Here is an 18,914-nt window from a genome sequence, read left to right on the forward strand (position 1 = left end):
CGCCCACGTTGTTTGCCGCAAGTAAATGCAGTAAAATTTTTATACATTTGAATGTCAGTTTATTAATAAGTGGTTTTATTCGCTGCAATTAATTTCATTATCTGACATAGTCATACTATGGCTAATACCAGGGGCGGTCCGAAACGCTCCTGGTTTACTTCACAGATAATTGAATAGAGAAATGGGAGTGTAAAACTATTCCATAACTGTGATCCTCCTTCCTGTAATTTTAAAGTGAACTCTTCCTATCTTTTCAAGATGATGCAATAATTCGTTAATGCTTTTAGACCTGTAAAATGTGCCGCCAAAACGCTGGTTTTCAAAATTGCCCTGATATTCGATATCCGCATCATACCAGCGCGATACTTTTTTCATAATCGTAACAATACTCTCATCATTAAATACAAAATATCCATTTTTCCAGGCTATAGCCTGGCTAACGTTGGCTTCTGAAACTGCAATAACATCCGTACGGTTGCTTACCACAGCCTGCTGCCCTGGTTTTAATAAGCACTGCTTGTTGTTTTTGCTCATCTGGACAGCACCTTCTAATAAAGTGGTAGTAAGTTCGTCATCATCATTGTAGGCTGCTATATTAAAATGAGTACCCAAAACTTTAACCTGCGCCTTATTATTGATACTTACATAAAATGGTTTTTCCTTATTCTTAGCAACTTCAAAATAAGCTTCGCCGGCAAGCTTTATACGCCTTTCGTTACCAGTAAATTCTACAGGATAACTTATGGAAGATGATGAGTTTAACCAAACTCTGGTGCCATCCGGAAGTTTTAACTGATACTGACCACCCCTTGGTGTGGATAATGTATTATACACAACAGCGTTAGCTTCAGGACTTATACTATCAGCCAAAGTGTTGTAAACAAGTTCGCCTTTATGAGCTTTGTTTACCACGGTTCTGCCTGATTTTGTAAGCATTCCATCGGCCATGCTATCCAATAAAATAACTTTTCCGTTAGCCAGTGTCAACGTTGCTTTATTACTGCCGGATAAAATTTTTGAAGACCGAACCACGGCTTTGTTATTTTGGTTGGCTATATGATTATACCTATTAAGTAAAAAATAGAAGCCAATACCACTAAAAAAAATAATAAGAGCCGCAACCCTTATCCAATTGTTGTATAATTTAACTATTGATTTTTTGTGATTAATTTGCTCAATAGGCTTATTGACAAACCTTGGGTCGGCTTTAATATGCTCCAGCACTTTATTAGCCCGCAAACTGTTAAATTTTGGCCCTTTATCAAGCATCAGCATCTGCTCGTCAATAATATCGGCTATTTGCTCAGGATCATGATTACCCAGATAGTCAAGCAGCTCAATACAATCAGTATCGCTTATGGTATTGTTAAAATACTGATGTAATAAACGCTTAAGTTTATCTTTGTTCATGTCCTTTGGTTTATAATATCCCCCTGGAGGGGGTTGGTGTGTATAGAACACACAGATTAACCGATAGGACTAGTTGTAAATGAAAAAAAAATCAAATCCGGAAAACAAGGTTATTTTAAGGTCATGAGCCGGTAGTTCAAATTATTCCTTAAGCGCCGAATCCCAATGCTCTGCAACCTTTCCGTTTTCAATACGGAGCATTTCAAACGAGGTTGTTGTGTAGTTTTTTGCCGGGTCCTTTGGGTCGCGATGCACTGCTTTAAAACTAAGTACTACCCGGTCTCCCTCTGCAACGATAGCGATCAGAGGGCCTTGAATAGTATCAACAATAGGCCGGGCCTTTGCAAATTTTGAAAAGAAATCAATAAAGCCTTGTCTGCCTGTCGGCACGTTAGGATTGTGCTGGATATAAGTTTCCAGCATATATTGCGGGGCAAGTTCCAAATGGCCGCCCTCCAGCACCGAACGCCAAAAATCGTACACGATTCTTTTGTTTTTAGCCAGTTTGGGGTCCCTGCTGTACAGCATCGATTTCTGGCTTTGTGCAAAGACAGTTGTACCTAAAAAAAACATACAACCAAGCAATATTAATTTCTTTTTCATTGGGTTTATCTTCTTATGGTTCTGGTAATTGATAATTTAAAGGAAGAATTAACGCAGTAAATTTTATGATCGGATTACTCAAATCTATAAATAGTTATTATCTGGTTATTATCATAAAAAGTTAAAAAGTGTTAATAGTTTAAGTCTTCATTAAAAATGGGAAAACCGCCTTATCAAAAAAAGATCAGGTCCGGAAAAATAAGGCTAAAAAGAAGATAAGATCAGAATATTGCAGGTGAGATTTCAAAGTTTTGAGTGCTTCAACCATGTGATTTTTTACAGTATTAGGCGAAATTTGCAATTGATCTGCTATTTCTTTATGCGACAGGTGCTCAATACGGCTTAACCTAAAGATCAGTTGCTGCTGCTTTGGAAGCTGGTTAATGATCTTTTCTGTAAATTGTTCCAGATCATGCACCAATACATCTTCTTCCGTATTATTATGTACGGTTGCGATATAGTTAATTAACTTTCCTGTAAGTTCTCTTGATTGGCAAATTTGCCTTAATGTATTTAGGGATAACCTTTTGGCAATAACATACAGATACAACCATATATTCCCCTCCGGGTTCAGCTTTTGCCGGCTCATCCAAAGATTTATAAAACACTCCTGCACAATTTCTTCACTCTGTTCTCTATCTTTTAAAAACCTGAATGCCAGCCTGTAAACTTTATCACAATACGTTTCATAGATAATATCGAACGCAGACTCATTGCCTGCAATCAATTCTTGAATATGATTGCTGTTAATATTCTTATGCACTTTACTCTTCAGTTTATAATTAATTGGTTTCTAAATATAGAGAGTAAATTCCAATTTTACGTTCCATTGTTGATTTTAGCCCCCCTACATTAACACTACTAATAGTAAAATTTTACCCTTTTATATGCTTATGCTTAAAAACAGATCGCATTGGTAAAAACAACGGCCCGGTTAATTAACGGGCCGTTGTAAATTCGAAATATAAGATCAGTCATCAGAATTTTTTAAGGGAACTTAACTCCGTTATAGCTGGAAATATCAGCCAACGGAATCGATGAGCCATATCGGCCATTAATAGCCTTTATAAACTCATTAGCTACTATAGCATAACCGCGTGGTGTTAAATGCACCCCATCCAATGAAAATAGCCCCCCGCTGATGTAGTTGGAACTTACATTTACACCGTTAACGGCCAAGCCGTGAGCCTTAATATCATTTAAAAAAGTATAGGCATCAAAAACAGCCAGTCCCTTGGATGCCGCTGCTGCTTTAATAGTGGTGTTATACGATGTAACATAATCCTGGGCAAGTGCAACTTCGTTTTCATCAAGCACATATTTATTTTCAATAGGCGTATATGGTGTTAAACCATATGGCAAAGTTCCAACCGGTGTGGTTACCGGCGATCCTATTAACGCTGTGCTAAAGGTAAGTATCACCAGATCCTTAGCGGTTGCTACTCTTGGGGCATATGTACCAGCCGATACGAGTGCGTTTACATAAAGGGCTTTTACAGTTGGATTAGCTTTTTGTACTCCTGCCAAAATAGCATGAATAGTTATGGTGTTAAAATAAGGCACAGCCGTAACATCCGGGATAGTTGCCACAGCTCCTTTTTGACCGGCTGCAGTCAGCTTGCTTATAGATAGGTTGTACAATTGTGAAAATAAACCTTTATCTGTAAGTACATCACCTGCGCCGCCGCTTGTAGCATATAATAAGGCATCATTGTTACCCAGCCAGTCGGTAAAAAAGGTGAATGGCTTTGCCGTAACAAAATCAAGATAAGTAGTAGTATTTGCAGGGGCGCTGCCTGGGAGCAATCTTTCAAAAAAGCCGTTTAAATTACCATAAGGCGCATAGGTTATGTGCTGTAATTTAATGCCCGGTACACCATAATTGTTTAAATCGCCGCTATATTTTGTATATAGAATTACGTTGCCAAAACCAGGAACCGTTAATTGCCCGCGTATAGCCAAATTAGTTGTAACCTGTTCTGTTTTGGGTGTACCATCAGCGTTAAAACCGGCTAATTTTAAATACCCTGAGCCGTTAGCCTGATCGGTATTAAATAAAGGCTGTGTAAACGTGCCACCGCCCGCGCTTTGCATTTGTTTGGCAATAATGCTGGGGTAAGAGTTTAATTGTCCGTCGCGGTACAGGCCACCATCAGCATAACCCGCGGTAAGGGAATTACCCACAGCAATGTATCTTGAAAAATCTGCCGTTCCGCGCGATGGAGTTGGTGTATTGATACTGGTTTTACAGGCAGCAAAGCCCAATAAACCCGTAACTAAAAATATATGGAGATATGATCTGAAAGTTTTCATCTAATTAAGTGTTAAAGTTTACCAGTGATAAGCAAGCGATATGCCGGGGATGTAGACATTTGTTTTAAATGTACCTGATAATTGCGACTCAATATTGGTTTGGGTACGGGCCTTCAGGTATTCGTATTCAAACGACAGATCCAGATCAAGGTGCCTGGCCAGTGTATAACCTAAGCCGGCAGTAATATAATAGCGATTGGCATCAGGTGCCTCGGGTGTAACATAACCATCAGCAACTGCCGAGGTAGCATAACCACCGCCAAAGCGTAAGGCCAGCTTCCTGTTGGCTTTGTACTGTGCACCGCCCCTGTAACTCCACGCATCCTTGTAGTTTCGCGGCGAATAAGTATCTTGTAATGCCGATGTATTTGTAGCATAATCAAATGCCAGTACCTTATACACATCCCAATTGGTAAAATTCACATCGAGGGCCAGTGTCCATTTGTCTGAGGGATAAAATCCCAACCCGATGGAGGAGGTTGACGGCAACGGAAGTGTAGTGGTAAACGTGTTTGGCTGCGGAAAACTTGATTGTAATGATGCTGGTACATTAAAAATAGCGTCGCCATTTTTTACGGTAGTATTTACCCGTGATCGATGTGTTATACCTACGGTGATCCCCGCTTCTGTTTTTACATATATCCCTGCATTCCAACCGTAGCCATGGCCTTTCCCTTTAAGCTCGGCTTGCCCGACCTGCCCTGACGCGTTTACCAATGGGATAGCCCTGGTTAAATCCACATCGCCGTGATTATAAACAAACCCGCCGCCTACACTCAGGAAATCAGCTAACTTGATACTTAAAGTTGGCTGAAAGTAAATTGCTTTCAGGTTAAGATCTTCCAGCACATATTTTCCTGCCCAGGTGTTACCCCAATCGGTTAAACCACCAAACGGTGTATAAACGCCCAAGCCTAATTTCCACCAGGAATCCTTAGGGCCCCAGGCAGCATAAAAAGTGAACGGAGTGGCTATCTTGTTGCTGGTGCGAAACTGATCAGTAGTACCACTTGGATTAAAAGCAGACTTAAAAAGCAGTGGACTAATGCCTGCCTGTACATAATTTTCCGGCAGCATAGCTACAGCGCCAGGATTAAATAAAACAGAAGCGCCATCTTGCAATAAACCTGTGCCAGTATGTCCCATGCCTATCTGTTTCTGTCCGTGAAGGTTAACCTGGAAACCCTGGGCAAATACCATAGCAGGCATTATTGCGAATAGCAATAGTATAAGTTTTCTCATAATAGAATATAATTGGTTTATAATATGCGGCTTGTTTTGGGAGAACAAACCCCATTTTTAAAAAAATAAAATTAGGATGGTTTGAAATGAAAAAAAGGGCTGCAGTGCGGAGATATTAGTCAAAAAGTCGGATAAAACTTAATTATTATATAATTAAAGAAAAATAGTATTAAATATAGTTGCCGAATAATTAACACTTTTAATAAATTCAGCAATAAAATTATATCTTTCCGTTACATGAGTAAAAGTTCCAAATATGTAAGTAAAAAGGTTGGACAGCTAAGCTTATCCAAATTTGCCGATCTTTATGCAGACAAGTTGGTAAGCCCGGAATTTTTTATAGCCGACGAAAAACAACTATTAAGTTTAAGTGAATACCCCTACCGTTCTGATGGCTATATTATAGGCATCTGTACCCGCGGAACCGCCCAGGTTGAGGCAAACCTACAGGTTTATGAGGCCCGGCAGGATGCCATGCTGCTCGCTACACCCTTCCATATTTTAAGGATCTATAACAGCAGCGATGATTTTTTATGCAGGTTCATCGTTTTTTCAAAGGCCTTTTTAACCGAAAACAATGTTAACAGTCATTTCCTGGAATCATTCAGCTACTTTAAAAGCGCATCACTCCCGGTGATCTATCCTGATCATGAGGATGCCAAAATGCTGCTTGATATTTATTTATTGATGCAGCAAAAATTAGCCCGTGAAGATCATCCCTATCGTATGGAGATCTCCAGGAGCATGTTAACTACCATGCTTTACGAAGTAGAATCTATTTACGAAAAGCAACACGTAATAATAAAAGGAAAACAAACCCGAAAGCAGGAATTAAACGTACTGTTTCAGGAACTTGTTTTTCATCATTATAAAGAGCACCGCAACGTACAGTATTATGCCGATTTGCTTTATGTTTCACCAAAACACTTAACAGAAACCATTAAGGAAGTAACCGGCCGAACAGCTGGCGAATGGATAGACGATGCTGTGATACTGGAAGCTAAGGTACTGCTCAGAAATCACGACATCAGTATTGCCAGGGTAGCCGAAGAGATCAACTTTCCGGATCAGTCCTCATTTGGTAAGTACTTTAAAAAACATACCGGTATGTCACCTTCAGATTACAGAATGGTAACTACAAATTAAAAAAGCATCTTGCGCTCGTCTGCGATCCGAGATGTTGTGAAGAAATAAAAAGAAAAGCGGAGGTTGTGCGATTCCTTCCATGGGGAAGGAGGAGGCAGGGGTTTATAAGCTATAAAGGTTCAATCGCTCGTAGAAACCCCTCCCTGCCATTACACAATCCGCTGCACCCCTCCCGTGGGGAGGGAATGAACACGGAGATTATAATCTTTCGAACACTTATTGTCGCAGACGAGCGCAAGTTCCATTCCTCTTTCCGACTTTTTGACTAATATCTCCGCACTGCAGCCCTTTTTTTCGCTCCCCAAGCCCTCTAATTTTACTCCAGATTATAAAACCAAATAAATTGCTGTCCGTAAAGCTTGTTAAGCTGGTATCAGATAGCTAATGCCGAAAGTAATTATCACGCTATGTAAGGCAATGGATATAAAATATTCATTTGCAGAAGCTTAGCTCTTTGCATTGTGTACTTAATTAAAAAAAGAAGCAGAAGATCATAAAAGTTAAATATTTAATCATGAGTGCAACTGAATCTATAAAAGCTATAAAGGGTGGTGAGTTCCTGATCAGGGAAACACAGGCAGATAGTGTTTTTATTCCGGAAGAGTGGAACGAAGAGCAGCTAATGATCGCAGAAACATGTACCAATTTTCTTGCACAAAACGTAGTACCTAATTTAAACCGTATTGATGAGCAGGAAGAAGGTTTAATGCCCCATTTAATGGAAGAGGCCGGCGCGCTTGGATTGCTAAGCATTTCCATACCTGAACAATACGGTGGCTTTGGTAAAGATTTTAAAACCTCTATGCTGGTTACCGAAAAATTGGGTGCAGGCAATTCTTTCTCTGTTGCTTTTTCGGCCCATACCGGCATAGGTACCCTRCCTATTTTATACTATGGTAACGATGCGCAAAAGGAAAAATATATCCCAAAGCTGGCCAGTGGTGAGTGGAAAGGCGCTTATTGTCTTACCGAACCGGGTGCAGGTTCTGATGCCAACTCGGGCAAGGCAAGGGCAAAGCTTTCTGCCGATGGTAAATACTATTTACTTACCGGTCAAAAAATGTGGATCACCAATGCAGGGTTTGCTGATATTTTTACCGTTTTCGCGAAGATTGACGACGATGAAAACCTAAGCGCCTTTATTGTAGAGAAAGATTTTGAAGGACTTTCATTAAATACCGAAGAGCACAAAATGGGTATCAAAGGCAGCTCAACCAGGCAGGTATTTTTTAATGACTGTAAGATACCGGTTGAGAACCTGCTATCAGACAGGCAAAACGGTTTTAAGATTGCTGTAAACATATTAAACCTGGGCCGCATTAAATTAGGCGGAGCTACCGTTGGTGCCAGTAAGGAGGTCATTACTTCGTCCATTCGCTATGCCAATGAACGTGAGCAATTTGGTCGCCCCATTTCAAAATATGGTGCTATCCGTTATAAATTGGCCCAGCAGGCTATCCAGGTTTATGCTTCAGAATCTGCCATATACAGGGCCAGTTCAAATATGGAAGAAGCTACGGAAATGTACGAAGCATCCGGCCTTGATGAGATAAAAGCCAAGCTTAAAGGAACAGAGCAGTTTGCCATTGAAGCAGCTATTATTAAAGTACATGCCTCAGAAACGCTTGATTATGTGGTTGATGAAGGCGTTCAGATCTATGGCGGCATGGGTTACAGCGCCGAGGCACCTATGGACAGGGCCTACCGCGATTCGCGCATCAACCGGATCTTTGAAGGCACCAACGAAATTAACCGTATGCTCACGGTTGATATGATGCTGAAACGTGCCTTAAAAGGTGAGCTCGACCTGATGGGTCCAGCCCAAAAGGTTGCCGGCGAATTGGTAAGCGTACCTGACTTTGGTGGTGCAGGAGATGAAGGCCTGTTTACCAAAGAGAAAAAATACATAGCCAATTTCAAAAAGGCGGTACTCATGGTAGCTGGTGCTGCGGTACAAAAACTAATGGCACAATTAGGTAAAGAGCAGGAAGTACTCATGTGCCTTGCAGATATGCTTATTGAGCTTTACGTGAGCGAATCATTACAGTTGCGCGTTGAAAAACTGGTTGGCCTAAAAGGAGAAGATGCCTGTAAAGAACAATTAGACATGATGCGTGTTTATATCAATGACGCCGCCGAACATATAGCCAAATCGGGCAGGGAAGCGCTTAACTCATTTGCCGAGGGCGATGAACGCAGAATGATGCTGATGGGTCTAAAGCGCTTTACCAAAACCGAAGATATTAACACCACACAGGCTCGCAGAAATATTGCCGCTAAACTAATAAGCGCGAATAAATACTGCTATTAGGTCTGATAACCCAAACCCCTACCTCTCCAGAGGAAAGGGAGTGTTCCACACTCGACGCTTCCCGACAAGAGGATGATAGAGCCTCCGCTGCCCGATGGCAGGGAGGCTCAGAGGGGCTTTCAAGGTGATTTTCCATCTGCTAACAAACAACTCCAAACTTAAAGTATGAAGATATTAGTGTGCATAAGCCAGGTGCCTGATACAAGCACTAAAATTATATTAAAAGACAACAATACCGCTATAAACAATCAGGGAGTTACGTATGTAATAAACCCTTATGATGAATGGTATGCGCTGATCCGTGCGCTCGAATTAAAAGAAAGCGACATTGCAACGGATGTTCACCTGATCACTGTTGGCAAAGCGGATACCGAACCGGTGATTAGGAAAGCCCTGGCTTTAGGCGGCGACGAAGCCGTCAGGATTGATGCTGATAGCAATGATGCTTATGAAACTGCCAATTATATAGCTGAATATGCCAAAAGCGTAGGTTATGACCTGATCCTGTGCGGTAAAGAATCTATCGATTATAATAACGGCGCTGTAGGTGCCATGCTTGCCGAATTACTTGATACAGATTATATAGGCTTTGCAAGCAACATCCGGATAGAAGGAAACATCGCAACTGTAAAACGCGAAATTGAAGGCGGCGAAGAAACCAACACCTGTAACTTACCACTGGTTATTGCGTGCCAAAAAGGAGTTGCCGAAGCCCGTATCCCCAACATGCGGGGTATTATGGCTGCCCGTACCCGTCCGCTAAAAGTGATTACGCCTGCTGCTGTTAATGCGGTGACGGATATTTTGTCATACGAGTTACCACCCGCAAAGGCAGGGATCAAATTGATTAGTCCTGATGATATGGACGAACTGGTAGAACTGCTGCATACCGAAGCAAAGGTTATATAAGCGGTCTTTTTATTTAACTAAAACCTATAAAAAATGTCAGTAATAGTATTGGTTGAACACACCGATGGAATCATAAAAAAGAAGAGTTTTGAAGCTGTACAATATGCTTCCGGTATCGCCAAAAAAGCAGGAACAACAGTTACCGCAGTAGTTTTAGGCACGGTTGCCGATAATGAAATGGAAAGCCTGGGCCAATATGGAGCACAAAAAGTACTGCATGTTGCTGATGCCCGTTTGGATGAACTTCATGCAAGGGCTTATACCAGCGCCTTACTCGCAGCCGCTCAAAAAGAAAATAGCAAGATCATTATAGCGCTTCATGATATAAACGGTCGTGCTGTTGCACCACGGTTAGCCGTAAAGCTAAAAGCTGGTTTGGTTGCCGGCGCGCTCTCTCACCCTGATCTGGATAAGGGATTTGTAATCAAAAAAGCCGTTTTCTCAGGTAAAGCGTTTGCTTATGTAAACATCACCAGCGATATAAAAATAATTACACTGATGCCTAACACTTTCCCGCTGAATAAGGTTGAAGGCAAAGCATCCATTGAAAAACTGAACGTGAGCTTTGGTGATAAGGACTTTGGCATTAAAGTTAAAGAAGTCCATAAAATAACCGGCGAGATCCCGCTTGGCGATGCACAATTGGTAGTATCAGGCGGCCGGGGTATGAAAGGCCCTGAAAACTGGGGACTGATTGAAGACCTGGCAAAAGAACTTGGCGCTGCAACAGCATGCTCTCGCCCGGTAGCCGATGCCCACTGGCGCCCCCATCACGAACATGTTGGGCAAACCGGAGGTACTGTACGGCCCAATCTGTATATCGCCGTAGGTATCTCAGGGGCTATCCAGCACCTGGCCGGGGTTAATGGTTCAAAAACTATTGTGGTAATAAATAAAGATCCCGAAGCGCCGTTTTTTAAAGCCGCTAACTATGGCGTTGTTGGTGATGCCCTGGAGGTTTTACCAAAACTTAAGGAAGCTGTAAAGAAATTCAGGCAAAACCATAAATAACAAAGTTATGAACGTTTTTTATGAAGGACAGGTGTTATGGTCGCAGATTGATGCAAACCAGCATATGCGGCATTCTGCTTATGCTGATGTTGCAGCACAGGCCAGGTTAAACATGCTCGAAAGTCTGGGCTTAAAGCCAACAAAACTTTTCGCCTTTAAAATTGGCCCGGTATTGTTTAAGGAAGAATTGGTTTATCTGCGCGAAGTAACACTAAACGACAACATAAAAGTGACCTGCGAGGTAACCCAATCACGGCCTGATGGTTCCCGGTGGTCTATCCGGCATGAGTTGTACCGAAGCGATGGCGTTAAGGCTTCCGTAATTATGGTTCATGGCGCCTGGATAGATATGGAAAAGCGCAAACTCGCTGTATTACCCATTGAATTAAGCCAACTGTTTATGAAAGCCCCACGAAGCGCCGACTATATAGAAGGGGCTCATGCAACCAAATCCTGATAATTAAAATAACGATGACTGATCAAAAGATAGACTTCGAAAACGCGGTTGCCCAAAGTAAGCAGCTACCCTCCCGTCCTGACAATGAAAACCTGCTGCGTTTGTATAGCTTATATAAACAAGCAACCGAAGGCGATATCAACACAGAAAACCCACCGGGCATGTTTGATTTTGTAGCCAGGGCAAAGTATGATGCCTGGTTAAAACTCAAAGGCAGCCCTGCTGATAATGCTATGCAAGAGTATATTGATTTGGTGAAAGAGTTGGCAGAGAAATAACTATCTTTAATAAAACAATTTGTAACAAGGCAAATAGAATGTTCCGAAATTTTGACAAATGTTTCCGTCATTTAGACCTTTGTTAAACTTCGCTAAAAAGGATATTTGTTTATTATAAACCAATACTAAATTAATTTTTAACCTGTCTTGTAATTCTGTTTGTCTCTTAAAAAAGGGTGCAACTTATTACCGCTGTTTATTACAGCTCCGTAGCTAAGTCTGTATCTTATTTTTTAACCGGACCTATTTAATTATTTAAGTAATAACCAAGCAAAACTATGTCATCACCTAAACAGTATTTCGTCCGATTAGTATTAATCCTGCTAACTATCACCTCAGTAAACATTTCAGCCAAAGCTCAAACCGATAAAATTGAAGGTCTGTGGTACAACGATATCAAAAGTGCCAAAATACAGATCAGCAAGGGTGCCGATGGCAAGTTTAACGGCAAAATAGTATGGCTAAAGGAACCATTAAAAAATGGCAAACCTAAAACCGATGAGGAAAACAAGGACGAAAAACTGCGCAGCAGACCAATCATTGGTTTACACATATTGGAAGGTTTTGTGCCTGATGGCGACGACAAATACACCGATGGTAAAATTTACGACCCTAAAAACGGTAAAACTTACTCCTGCAACATTACTTACAAAGGCAAAACATTAGCCATCCGCGGATATGTTGGCATCTCACTTTTTGGGCGTACAACTACCTGGGAAAAGGCGGAATAATTAAATAGCGAGGAGTGAATGGTGAATGGAATATAAAGTTTTCAAAAACAACTGATTTCAACTCACTACTCACCACTCACCACTAACTAACTTATATATGGATGCTAAACGAATTATAAAAAAAGTAGCTATTCTGGGCTCTGGTGTAATGGGCAGTCGTATTGCCTGCCATTTTGCAAACATCGGTGTACAGGTATTGCTGCTTGATATTGTACCAAAAGATGCAACTCCCGGGGATAAAAAGGCCCGGAATAAAATAGTTAATGACGCGCTCGATTTCGCCTTAAAATCAAACCCCTCTCCCATTTATCTCAAATCATTCGCCAGGCGCATAACAACCGGGAACTTTGAAGATGATATGCCTAAAATTGCGGAGTGCGATTGGGTGATAGAAGTGGTGGTGGAACGTTTGGATATCAAACAACAGGTATTTGAAACAGTTGAAAAACACCGGAAACCAGGCACGCTCATCACTTCCAATACATCGGGCATCCCCATCCATTTAATGGCCGAAGGGCGCAGCGAAGATTTTAAACAGCACTTTTGCGGCAGCCACTTCTTCAATCCGCCGCGCTATTTAAAGCTATTAGAAATCATCCCCACAAAAGATACTTTACCTGCGGTGGTAAATTTTCTGATGGAATACGGTGAGAAGTTTTTGGGTAAAACCACTGTACTTGCTAAAGATACCCCCGCCTTTATAGGTAACCGCATAGGTGTTTTCAGCATCATGAGTGTACTGCATTATGTTGATAAAACAGGGATGACGGTTGAAGAGGTTGATAAATTGACCGGCCCGGTAATTGGTCACCCAAAATCGGCAACATTCCGTACCAATGATGTGGTTGGTTTGGATACCATGGTGCATGTGGCGAACGGATTAAGTAAAAACGCGCCGGATGATGAAGCGAAGGAATTATTTGCAATTCCTGAATTTGTGAACGGTATGCTTAAAAATAACTGGCTGGGTAGCAAAACGGGCCAGGGCTTTTATAAAAAGGAAAAGGTTGACGGCGTAAACCAGTTCTTCGCCCTTGATTTGAAAACGCTGGAATACAAACCATCGCAAAAGGTAAAGTTCCCTTCATTGGATACCACTAAAACAGTCGACGGTTTAAAAGATAGATTAAAAATCCTGTTTGCGGCAAAAGATAAAGCCGGCGATTTTTACAGAGCTACCTTTTACCAGCTTTTTGCCTACGCCAGTAACCGCATTCCCGAAATTGCTGATGAACTTTATAAAATAGATGCTGCTGTTAATGCAGGCTTTGGCTGGGAAATGGGCCCATTTGAAAAGTGGGATGCCTTGGGCGTGGCCGATACCGTGAAAGCGATGGAAGCCGCAGGCAATAAACCAGCCCAATGGGTATATGATATGCTTGCCTCGGGTGCGGAGAGTTTTTATAAAATAGCCGATGGCAATCGTCAGTATTATGATATCACATCAAAAACTTACAAGGTAATTCCGGGTACAGAAAACTTTATTCTGTTAAGCAATATCCGCGAAGCGAATACGGTATGGAAAAACAGCGGAACTACTATTACCGATATTGGCGATGGTATCCTTAACCTGGAGTTCCACACCAAAATGAACACTATTGGCGGCGATGTGATCGAGGGTATTAACAAAGCCATCACCCTTGCCGAAAATAGCTACAAAGGATTGGTGATCTCCAACGAAGGGCCCAATTTTAGCGCTGGTGCCAACGTGGGGATGATATTTATGATGGCTGTTGAACAGGAGTTTGATGAATTGAACATGGTCATAAAAGCTTTCCAAAATACCATGATGCGTATCCGGTATTCTTCCATCCCGGTGGTAGCCGCCCCGCACCAGATGGCTTTAGGTGGCGGTTGTGAACTGTGCCTCCATGCTGATAAGGTAGTAGCCCATGCGGAGTTATATATGGGATTGGTTGAATTTGGTGTCGGCCTGATCCCTGGTGGTGGCGGTTCTAAAGAGTTTGCCCTCCGCCTGTCAGACGAATTACAGGATGGCGACATTGAACTGAACAATTTCCGCGACCGCTTTTTAACTATAGGCCAGGCAAAAGTTTCCACTTCTGCTTATGAAGCCTTTGAGTTTGGCTATTTGAAAAAAGGCCGTGATGTAGTAGTGGTATCGCAAAACCGTTTACTGGCCGAARCTAAACAACATTGCCTGCAACTGGCTAATGATGGCTATGTGCAGCCTGTTCAGCGTACGGATATCAGGGTATTGGGCAAACAGGCATTGGGCCTGGGTTATGTGGGCGCCAATACCATGTACAGTGGCAATTACATCAGTGAGCACGATGTGAAGATCTCGCAAAAACTGGCCTATGTATTGGCTGGCGGCGATCTGTCACAACCATCATTGGTAAGCGAAGAATATTTACTGGGTTTGGAGCGGGAGGCATTTGTTTCCCTCTGTACAGAGCGCAAAACGCTGGAACGGATTCAATCTATTATAACAGGTGGCAAAGTATTAAGGAATTAAATTTTTAAGTATCAATAAGTTAGTATCAAGTATCATGATTTATATAAAGCATTCAAAAGTCTTGATACTTGATACTAAGTACTCGATACTAAATACGATTAAATAAAAAAGATATGAACGCATATATAGTAGCCGGCAGTCGCAGCGCAATTGGAAAAGCAACCAGGGGCGGCTTCAGGTTTACCCGGCCTGATACGCTTGCGGCCGATGTTATTAAACATTTAATGGCATCTGTGCCCAATGTGGATAAGGAACAGATAGAGGATGTTATTGTGGGTAATGCAACGCCGGAAGCAGAGCAGGGTTTAAACGTAGCCCGCTTGATTTCGCTGATGGCTTTGGATACAGATAAAGTACCCGGCATGACGGTGAACAGGTATTGTGCGTCGGGCCTGGAAACCATAGCCATAGCATCGGCCAAAATACATAGCGGCATTGCCGATTGCATTATTGCCGGTGGGGTTGAAAGCATGAGCCTGCTCCCTATGGGTGGCTGGCGCATTGTACCTAATGCTGACGTTGCCCTTGCTCATCCCGATTATTACTGGGGCATGGGCTTAACCGCCGAGGCTGTGGCTAAAGAATATAAAATTGGCCGTGAAGAGCAGGATCAGTTTTCTTATAACTCGCACCAAAAAGCTATAAACGCAATAAAAGAGGGCAAGTTTAAGGATGAAATAGTGCCCTTAAGTATTACGGAAACCTATATTGATGAAAGCGGCAAAAGAAAACAAAGGGAATTTAAAGTAGATACCGACGAAGGTCCGCGTGCCGATACTTCGATTGATGCGCTTGCCAAACTTAAACCCGTATTTGATGCCAAAGGCGTAGTTACTGCAGGCAATTCATCGCAAACAAGTGACGGCGCGGCTTTTGTAATGGTGGTAAGTGAGCGGTTTTTAAAAGCGAATAATTTAAAACCTATTGCAAGGCTGGTTAACTACGCTGTAGCAGGTGTACCGCCGCGTATTATGGGTATTGGGCCGCTGATAGCTATCCCTAAAGTGCTAAAAATGGCTGGTATGAAGCAACAGAATATTGACCTGATTGAATTGAACGAGGCTTTTGCATCACAATCATTAGCAGTTATTAAAGGTCTGGATCTTGATCTTGACCGCATTAATGTAAATGGTGGAGCTATAGCGCTTGGTCACCCGTTGGGCTGCACTGGGGCAAAATTATCTGTACAGCTATTTAATGAACTAAAACGCAGAGATAAAAAATATGGCATGGTTACTATGTGCGTAGGTACCGGACAGGGTGCCGCGGGCATTTTTGAATTATTATAACGATTACCTTTTTTAACTGTTAAGTATATGAAAAAAGCGGCCAGATTGTTTGATTGCATGGAGATCCAGGCAAAAGAGCCCAGGGTGAGTTTATTGAACGCCAAAGTAAATGGTGACTGGAAAGCATACAGCACACAGGAAGTTCATACCCTGGTTTACCAGTTAGCCATGTCGCTTTTGGATATGGGTGTTTCGCAGGGCGATAGTACAACAGAGGGCCGGGATAAAATAGGGCTCATTAGCAATGGGCGACCCGAATGGCTGATAACCGACCTTGCCGTACAACTCATAGGCGCTATATTGGTGCCCTTATATCCCAACAGTAACCCCAAAGAGCTGGAACAGATACTGAACGAAGCAGAGGTAAAATACTTGTTTGTTAGTACAAAAGAGCTGTGCGGTAAGGTAAATGAAGTCCGATTAAACATCCCGTCGTTAAAGGCTGTTTATACTTTTGATCAGATGGAAGATTGCCCCAACTGGGCCGAACTTTTTAAGCCATTACAGGAGGGTTATCGTGAAAGGTTATTGAAAATAAGCGATACCATAACAGAAAATGATGTAACCACCATTATTTATACATCAGGTACTACAGGCCGGCCCAAGGGTGTAATGCTTACCCATAAAAATATTTTAACCAATGTTATGGCCTCCGGTGATGTGCTTGCCCAGATACCGATAGAACAGAAAATAGCGCTGAGCTTTTTACCGCTGAACCACATTTTCGAAAAAATGTGCACTTATATCTATCTTTTCTTTGGGTTTTCTATCCATTATGCCGAAAGCATGGATACTATTGGCGCCAATATGAAAGAGGCCAGGCCTTATATTTTTACTGCGGTACCACGGCTACTGGAAAAAGTGTTCGAGAAAATTATGGTACAAGGGCAAAAACTAACAGGTATTAAAAGAAAGATCTTTTTATGGTCGATCACAGTTGCTGAACAGTTTGAGATCAATAATAACAACCTATGGTATAAAACTAAATTGGCCATTGCCGATAAGCTGGTTTACAGCAAATGGCGTAATGCCATTGGTGGCAATGTAAAAGCCATCGTTATAGGAAGCTCTGCCTGCCCTATAAAGCTGGAAAAAATATTTACAGCCGCCGGCATGGTTGTTTTGGAGGGTTATGGGCTTACTGAAACTTCGCCGGTAATTGCAGTTAATCATTACCAAAAAAGTGGCAGAAAATTTGGCACTGTAGGCCCTTTACTGAGCGGAGTACAGGTTAAGATTGCTGATGATGGCGAGATACTTTGCAAAGGTCCTAATGTTATGGTGGGATACTACAAAAACCCGGAAATGACGGCCGAAGTTATTAGGGACGGATGGTTTTGCACCGGCGATATCGGGGAACTGGATAAGGATGGGTTTCTTAAAATAACAGATCGTAAAAAAGAGATCTTTAAAACATCGGGTGGTAAATACGTGGCTCCCCTTCCTATTGAAAATAAAATGAAAGAGAATCATTTTATTGAACAAATGATGGTAGTTGGGGCCGAAAGAAAATTTACAGCAGCACTCATCGTACCCTCCTATACCAATTTAAAACCCTGGTGTAAGCAAAACGACATTGCGTTTTCATCCAACAATGAGATTATAAAAGATAGTAGGGTTGTAGCATTATATCAATCTATAATAAACGCCTTTAATCCCGAATTTAACCATGTGGAACAGGTTAAGAAAGTAACCTTAATGCCTGATGAATGGTCGATAGAAAGTGGAGAGCTCACCCCTACCGGCAAAATGAAACGCAAGGTGATCACAGAAAAATATAAAGCCGAAATTGATAAAATGTATACAGGCGAAGAACATGAAAATCCGTCCCTGGTACACTGATATTTTGGGGCAAGAGATAAGAGCCAGGAATCAAGGCAAAAAAACACACTTAATTCCTGGCTCTGACATCCCTGGTTCTTGATTCTTAACTCTTGATTCTAATCAATATGACCACATTCCAATTAACCATAAACGACCGGCTGGCTATTGTAATGCTTGACAGAGGGCGTTCCAATGCTATCAACCACCAAATGGTTAAAGAGCTGATAACCTGCATTCAATCACTGGAAAGGGATAATAATGTAGGCGGCCTGATTTTAACAGGTAAGCCCGGTTTCTTTTCATCGGGCATTGACCTGATTGAGGCTTACGAATATGATGAGGAACAAAGCCGTGCTTTATGGACAGACTTTTTGTTACTGCAACGCCTGCTGGCGGCTTTTAAAAAGCCAATGGTGGCTGCTATTAGCGGCCATAGTCCTGCCGGGGGATGTGTAATGGCCATTTGTTGTGATTATCGCGTGATGGCCGATGGCGCATTCATCATTGGTTTAAATGAGATTCCGGTAGGTATTATCGTACCCGATAGCGTTTTTAACTTGTACGCTTTTTGGCTTGGTCAGCATAAAGCTTACCAGTTTTTGATGGAAGGCAAGCTCCTAAAAGTTAATGAGGCGTTTGATGCTGGTTTGATAGATGAGATAAGTCCCGCCGAAAGCCTGATAACAACAGCCGAAAGAAAGATCAGGACGTATATGCTGCTAAACCCAATTACCTGGAGCCAAAGCAAGTTAAACCTGCGTAAGGAACTGATGGACAAACTAAATACCGACCAATCCGCAACTTTAAACAATATGCTGCAGCAGTGGTGGGCGCCCGAAACCAGGAAAGGCCTGCAAATGCTTATCCAGAATCTAAAATCAAAATCAGCAGCAGCCCAATAATTCATTTGA

Annotated in this window: 16 protein-coding genes; 11 read left to right on the forward strand and 5 right to left on the reverse strand. The window is 42.0% G+C overall.

Going from position 1 to position 18,914, the window contains the following annotated elements; translation table 11 throughout:
* Window positions 1–195: 195 nt before the first annotated feature.
* The 5 genes from AC1DRQ_RS02960 to AC1DRQ_RS02980 all read right to left on the reverse strand — a co-directional run bounded on the left by AC1DRQ_RS02960 (window position 196) and on the right by AC1DRQ_RS02980 (window position 5,568).
* Complete coding sequence (locus AC1DRQ_RS02960) at window positions 196–1,410, reverse strand: FecR family protein (protein ID WP_477422128.1); 1,215 nt, start codon at window positions 1,408–1,410, stop codon at window positions 196–198.
* 141 nt (window positions 1,411–1,551) lie between these two features.
* Complete coding sequence (locus tag AC1DRQ_RS02965) at window positions 1,552–2,013, reverse strand: nuclear transport factor 2 family protein (protein ID WP_429397819.1); 462 nt, start codon at window positions 2,011–2,013, stop codon at window positions 1,552–1,554.
* 184 nt (window positions 2,014–2,197) lie between these two features.
* Window positions 2,198–2,776: an RNA polymerase sigma factor gene (locus AC1DRQ_RS02970; RefSeq protein WP_477422129.1), complete on the reverse strand. Its 579-nt coding sequence runs from the start codon at window positions 2,774–2,776 to the stop codon at window positions 2,198–2,200.
* 224 nt (window positions 2,777–3,000) lie between these two features.
* Window positions 3,001–4,326, reverse strand: coding sequence for an SGNH/GDSL hydrolase family protein (locus AC1DRQ_RS02975; protein WP_477422130.1), 1,326 nt, complete (start codon window positions 4,324–4,326; stop codon window positions 3,001–3,003).
* 18 nt (window positions 4,327–4,344) lie between these two features.
* A complete protein-coding gene (locus tag AC1DRQ_RS02980) occupies window positions 4,345–5,568 on the reverse strand; it encodes an OmpP1/FadL family transporter (RefSeq protein ID WP_477422131.1) in 1,224 nt (407 codons plus the stop codon).
* A gap of 237 nt (window positions 5,569–5,805) precedes the next feature.
* Between AC1DRQ_RS02980 and AC1DRQ_RS02985 the strand changes: the two genes are divergently transcribed.
* From AC1DRQ_RS02985 to AC1DRQ_RS03035, 11 genes are all read left to right on the forward strand, one after another.
* On the forward strand, window positions 5,806–6,714 hold the full coding sequence (locus AC1DRQ_RS02985) for a helix-turn-helix domain-containing protein (RefSeq protein ID WP_477422132.1): 909 nt from the start codon (window positions 5,806–5,808) through the stop codon (window positions 6,712–6,714).
* Between the two features lie 514 nt (window positions 6,715–7,228).
* Entirely contained in the window at window positions 7,229–9,025 is a 1,797-nt protein-coding gene (locus tag AC1DRQ_RS02990) for an acyl-CoA dehydrogenase family protein (RefSeq protein WP_477422133.1), read from the forward strand.
* 165 nt (window positions 9,026–9,190) lie between these two features.
* Entirely contained in the window at window positions 9,191–9,934 is a 744-nt protein-coding gene (locus AC1DRQ_RS02995) for an electron transfer flavoprotein subunit beta/FixA family protein (protein ID WP_477422134.1), read from the forward strand.
* Window positions 9,935–9,967: 33 nt separating this feature from the next.
* The gene (locus AC1DRQ_RS03000; RefSeq protein WP_477422136.1) at window positions 9,968–10,945 is read left to right on the forward strand and encodes an electron transfer flavoprotein subunit alpha/FixB family protein; all 978 of its coding nucleotides are present in this window, start codon (window positions 9,968–9,970) and stop codon (window positions 10,943–10,945) included.
* Window positions 10,946–10,952: 7 nt separating this feature from the next.
* Window positions 10,953–11,402, forward strand: a complete 450-nt coding sequence (locus AC1DRQ_RS03005) for an acyl-CoA thioesterase (RefSeq protein WP_477422137.1) — start codon at window positions 10,953–10,955, stop codon at window positions 11,400–11,402.
* A 14-nt stretch (window positions 11,403–11,416) separates the two neighbouring features.
* A complete protein-coding gene (locus AC1DRQ_RS03010; protein WP_477422138.1) occupies window positions 11,417–11,680 on the forward strand; it encodes an acyl-CoA-binding protein in 264 nt (87 codons plus the stop codon).
* A 278-nt stretch (window positions 11,681–11,958) separates the two neighbouring features.
* Window positions 11,959–12,411 (forward strand): DUF2147 domain-containing protein, encoded by a 453-nt coding sequence (locus tag AC1DRQ_RS03015; RefSeq protein WP_477422139.1) that lies wholly within the window; start codon window positions 11,959–11,961, stop codon window positions 12,409–12,411.
* Window positions 12,412–12,508: 97 nt separating this feature from the next.
* Entirely contained in the window at window positions 12,509–14,890 is a 2,382-nt protein-coding gene (locus AC1DRQ_RS03020; RefSeq protein WP_477422140.1) for a 3-hydroxyacyl-CoA dehydrogenase/enoyl-CoA hydratase family protein, read from the forward strand.
* Between the two features lie 113 nt (window positions 14,891–15,003).
* Complete coding sequence (locus tag AC1DRQ_RS03025; RefSeq protein WP_477422141.1) at window positions 15,004–16,179, forward strand: acetyl-CoA C-acyltransferase; 1,176 nt, start codon at window positions 15,004–15,006, stop codon at window positions 16,177–16,179.
* 27 nt (window positions 16,180–16,206) lie between these two features.
* Window positions 16,207–18,021 (forward strand): AMP-dependent synthetase/ligase, encoded by a 1,815-nt coding sequence (locus AC1DRQ_RS03030; RefSeq protein WP_477422142.1) that lies wholly within the window; start codon window positions 16,207–16,209, stop codon window positions 18,019–18,021.
* A 107-nt stretch (window positions 18,022–18,128) separates the two neighbouring features.
* Window positions 18,129–18,905 (forward strand): enoyl-CoA hydratase/isomerase family protein, encoded by a 777-nt coding sequence (locus tag AC1DRQ_RS03035; RefSeq protein ID WP_477422143.1) that lies wholly within the window; start codon window positions 18,129–18,131, stop codon window positions 18,903–18,905.
* Window positions 18,906–18,914 lie beyond the last annotated feature (9 nt).

This window comes from Mucilaginibacter sp. P4_E8 (assembly GCF_056401495.1).

Bases quoted from the DNA above. Each gene is read 5' to 3' on its own strand.
- AC1DRQ_RS02995 (WP_477422134.1), top strand. From the start codon at position 9,191: ATGAAGATATTAGTGTGCATAAGCCAGGTGCCTGATACAAGCACTAAA.
- AC1DRQ_RS03010 (WP_477422138.1), top strand. From the start codon at position 11,417: ATGACTGATCAAAAGATAGACTTCGAAAACGCGGTTGCCCAAAGTAAG.
- AC1DRQ_RS02965 (WP_429397819.1), bottom strand. From the start codon at position 2,013: ATGAAAAAGAAATTAATATTGCTTGGTTGTATGTTTTTTTTAGGTACA.
- AC1DRQ_RS03000 (WP_477422136.1), top strand. From the start codon at position 9,968: ATGTCAGTAATAGTATTGGTTGAACACACCGATGGAATCATAAAAAAG.
- AC1DRQ_RS02960 (WP_477422128.1), bottom strand. From the start codon at position 1,410: ATGAACAAAGATAAACTTAAGCGTTTATTACATCAGTATTTTAACAAT.
- AC1DRQ_RS02975 (WP_477422130.1), bottom strand. From the start codon at position 4,326: ATGAAAACTTTCAGATCATATCTCCATATATTTTTAGTTACGGGTTTA.
- AC1DRQ_RS03015 (WP_477422139.1), top strand. From the start codon at position 11,959: ATGTCATCACCTAAACAGTATTTCGTCCGATTAGTATTAATCCTGCTA.
- AC1DRQ_RS03025 (WP_477422141.1), top strand. From the start codon at position 15,004: ATGAACGCATATATAGTAGCCGGCAGTCGCAGCGCAATTGGAAAAGCA.
- AC1DRQ_RS03030 (WP_477422142.1), top strand. From the start codon at position 16,207: ATGAAAAAAGCGGCCAGATTGTTTGATTGCATGGAGATCCAGGCAAAA.
- AC1DRQ_RS02985 (WP_477422132.1), top strand. From the start codon at position 5,806: ATGAGTAAAAGTTCCAAATATGTAAGTAAAAAGGTTGGACAGCTAAGC.
- AC1DRQ_RS02980 (WP_477422131.1), bottom strand. From the start codon at position 5,568: ATGAGAAAACTTATACTATTGCTATTCGCAATAATGCCTGCTATGGTA.
- AC1DRQ_RS03005 (WP_477422137.1), top strand. From the start codon at position 10,953: ATGAACGTTTTTTATGAAGGACAGGTGTTATGGTCGCAGATTGATGCA.
- AC1DRQ_RS03035 (WP_477422143.1), top strand. From the start codon at position 18,129: ATGACCACATTCCAATTAACCATAAACGACCGGCTGGCTATTGTAATG.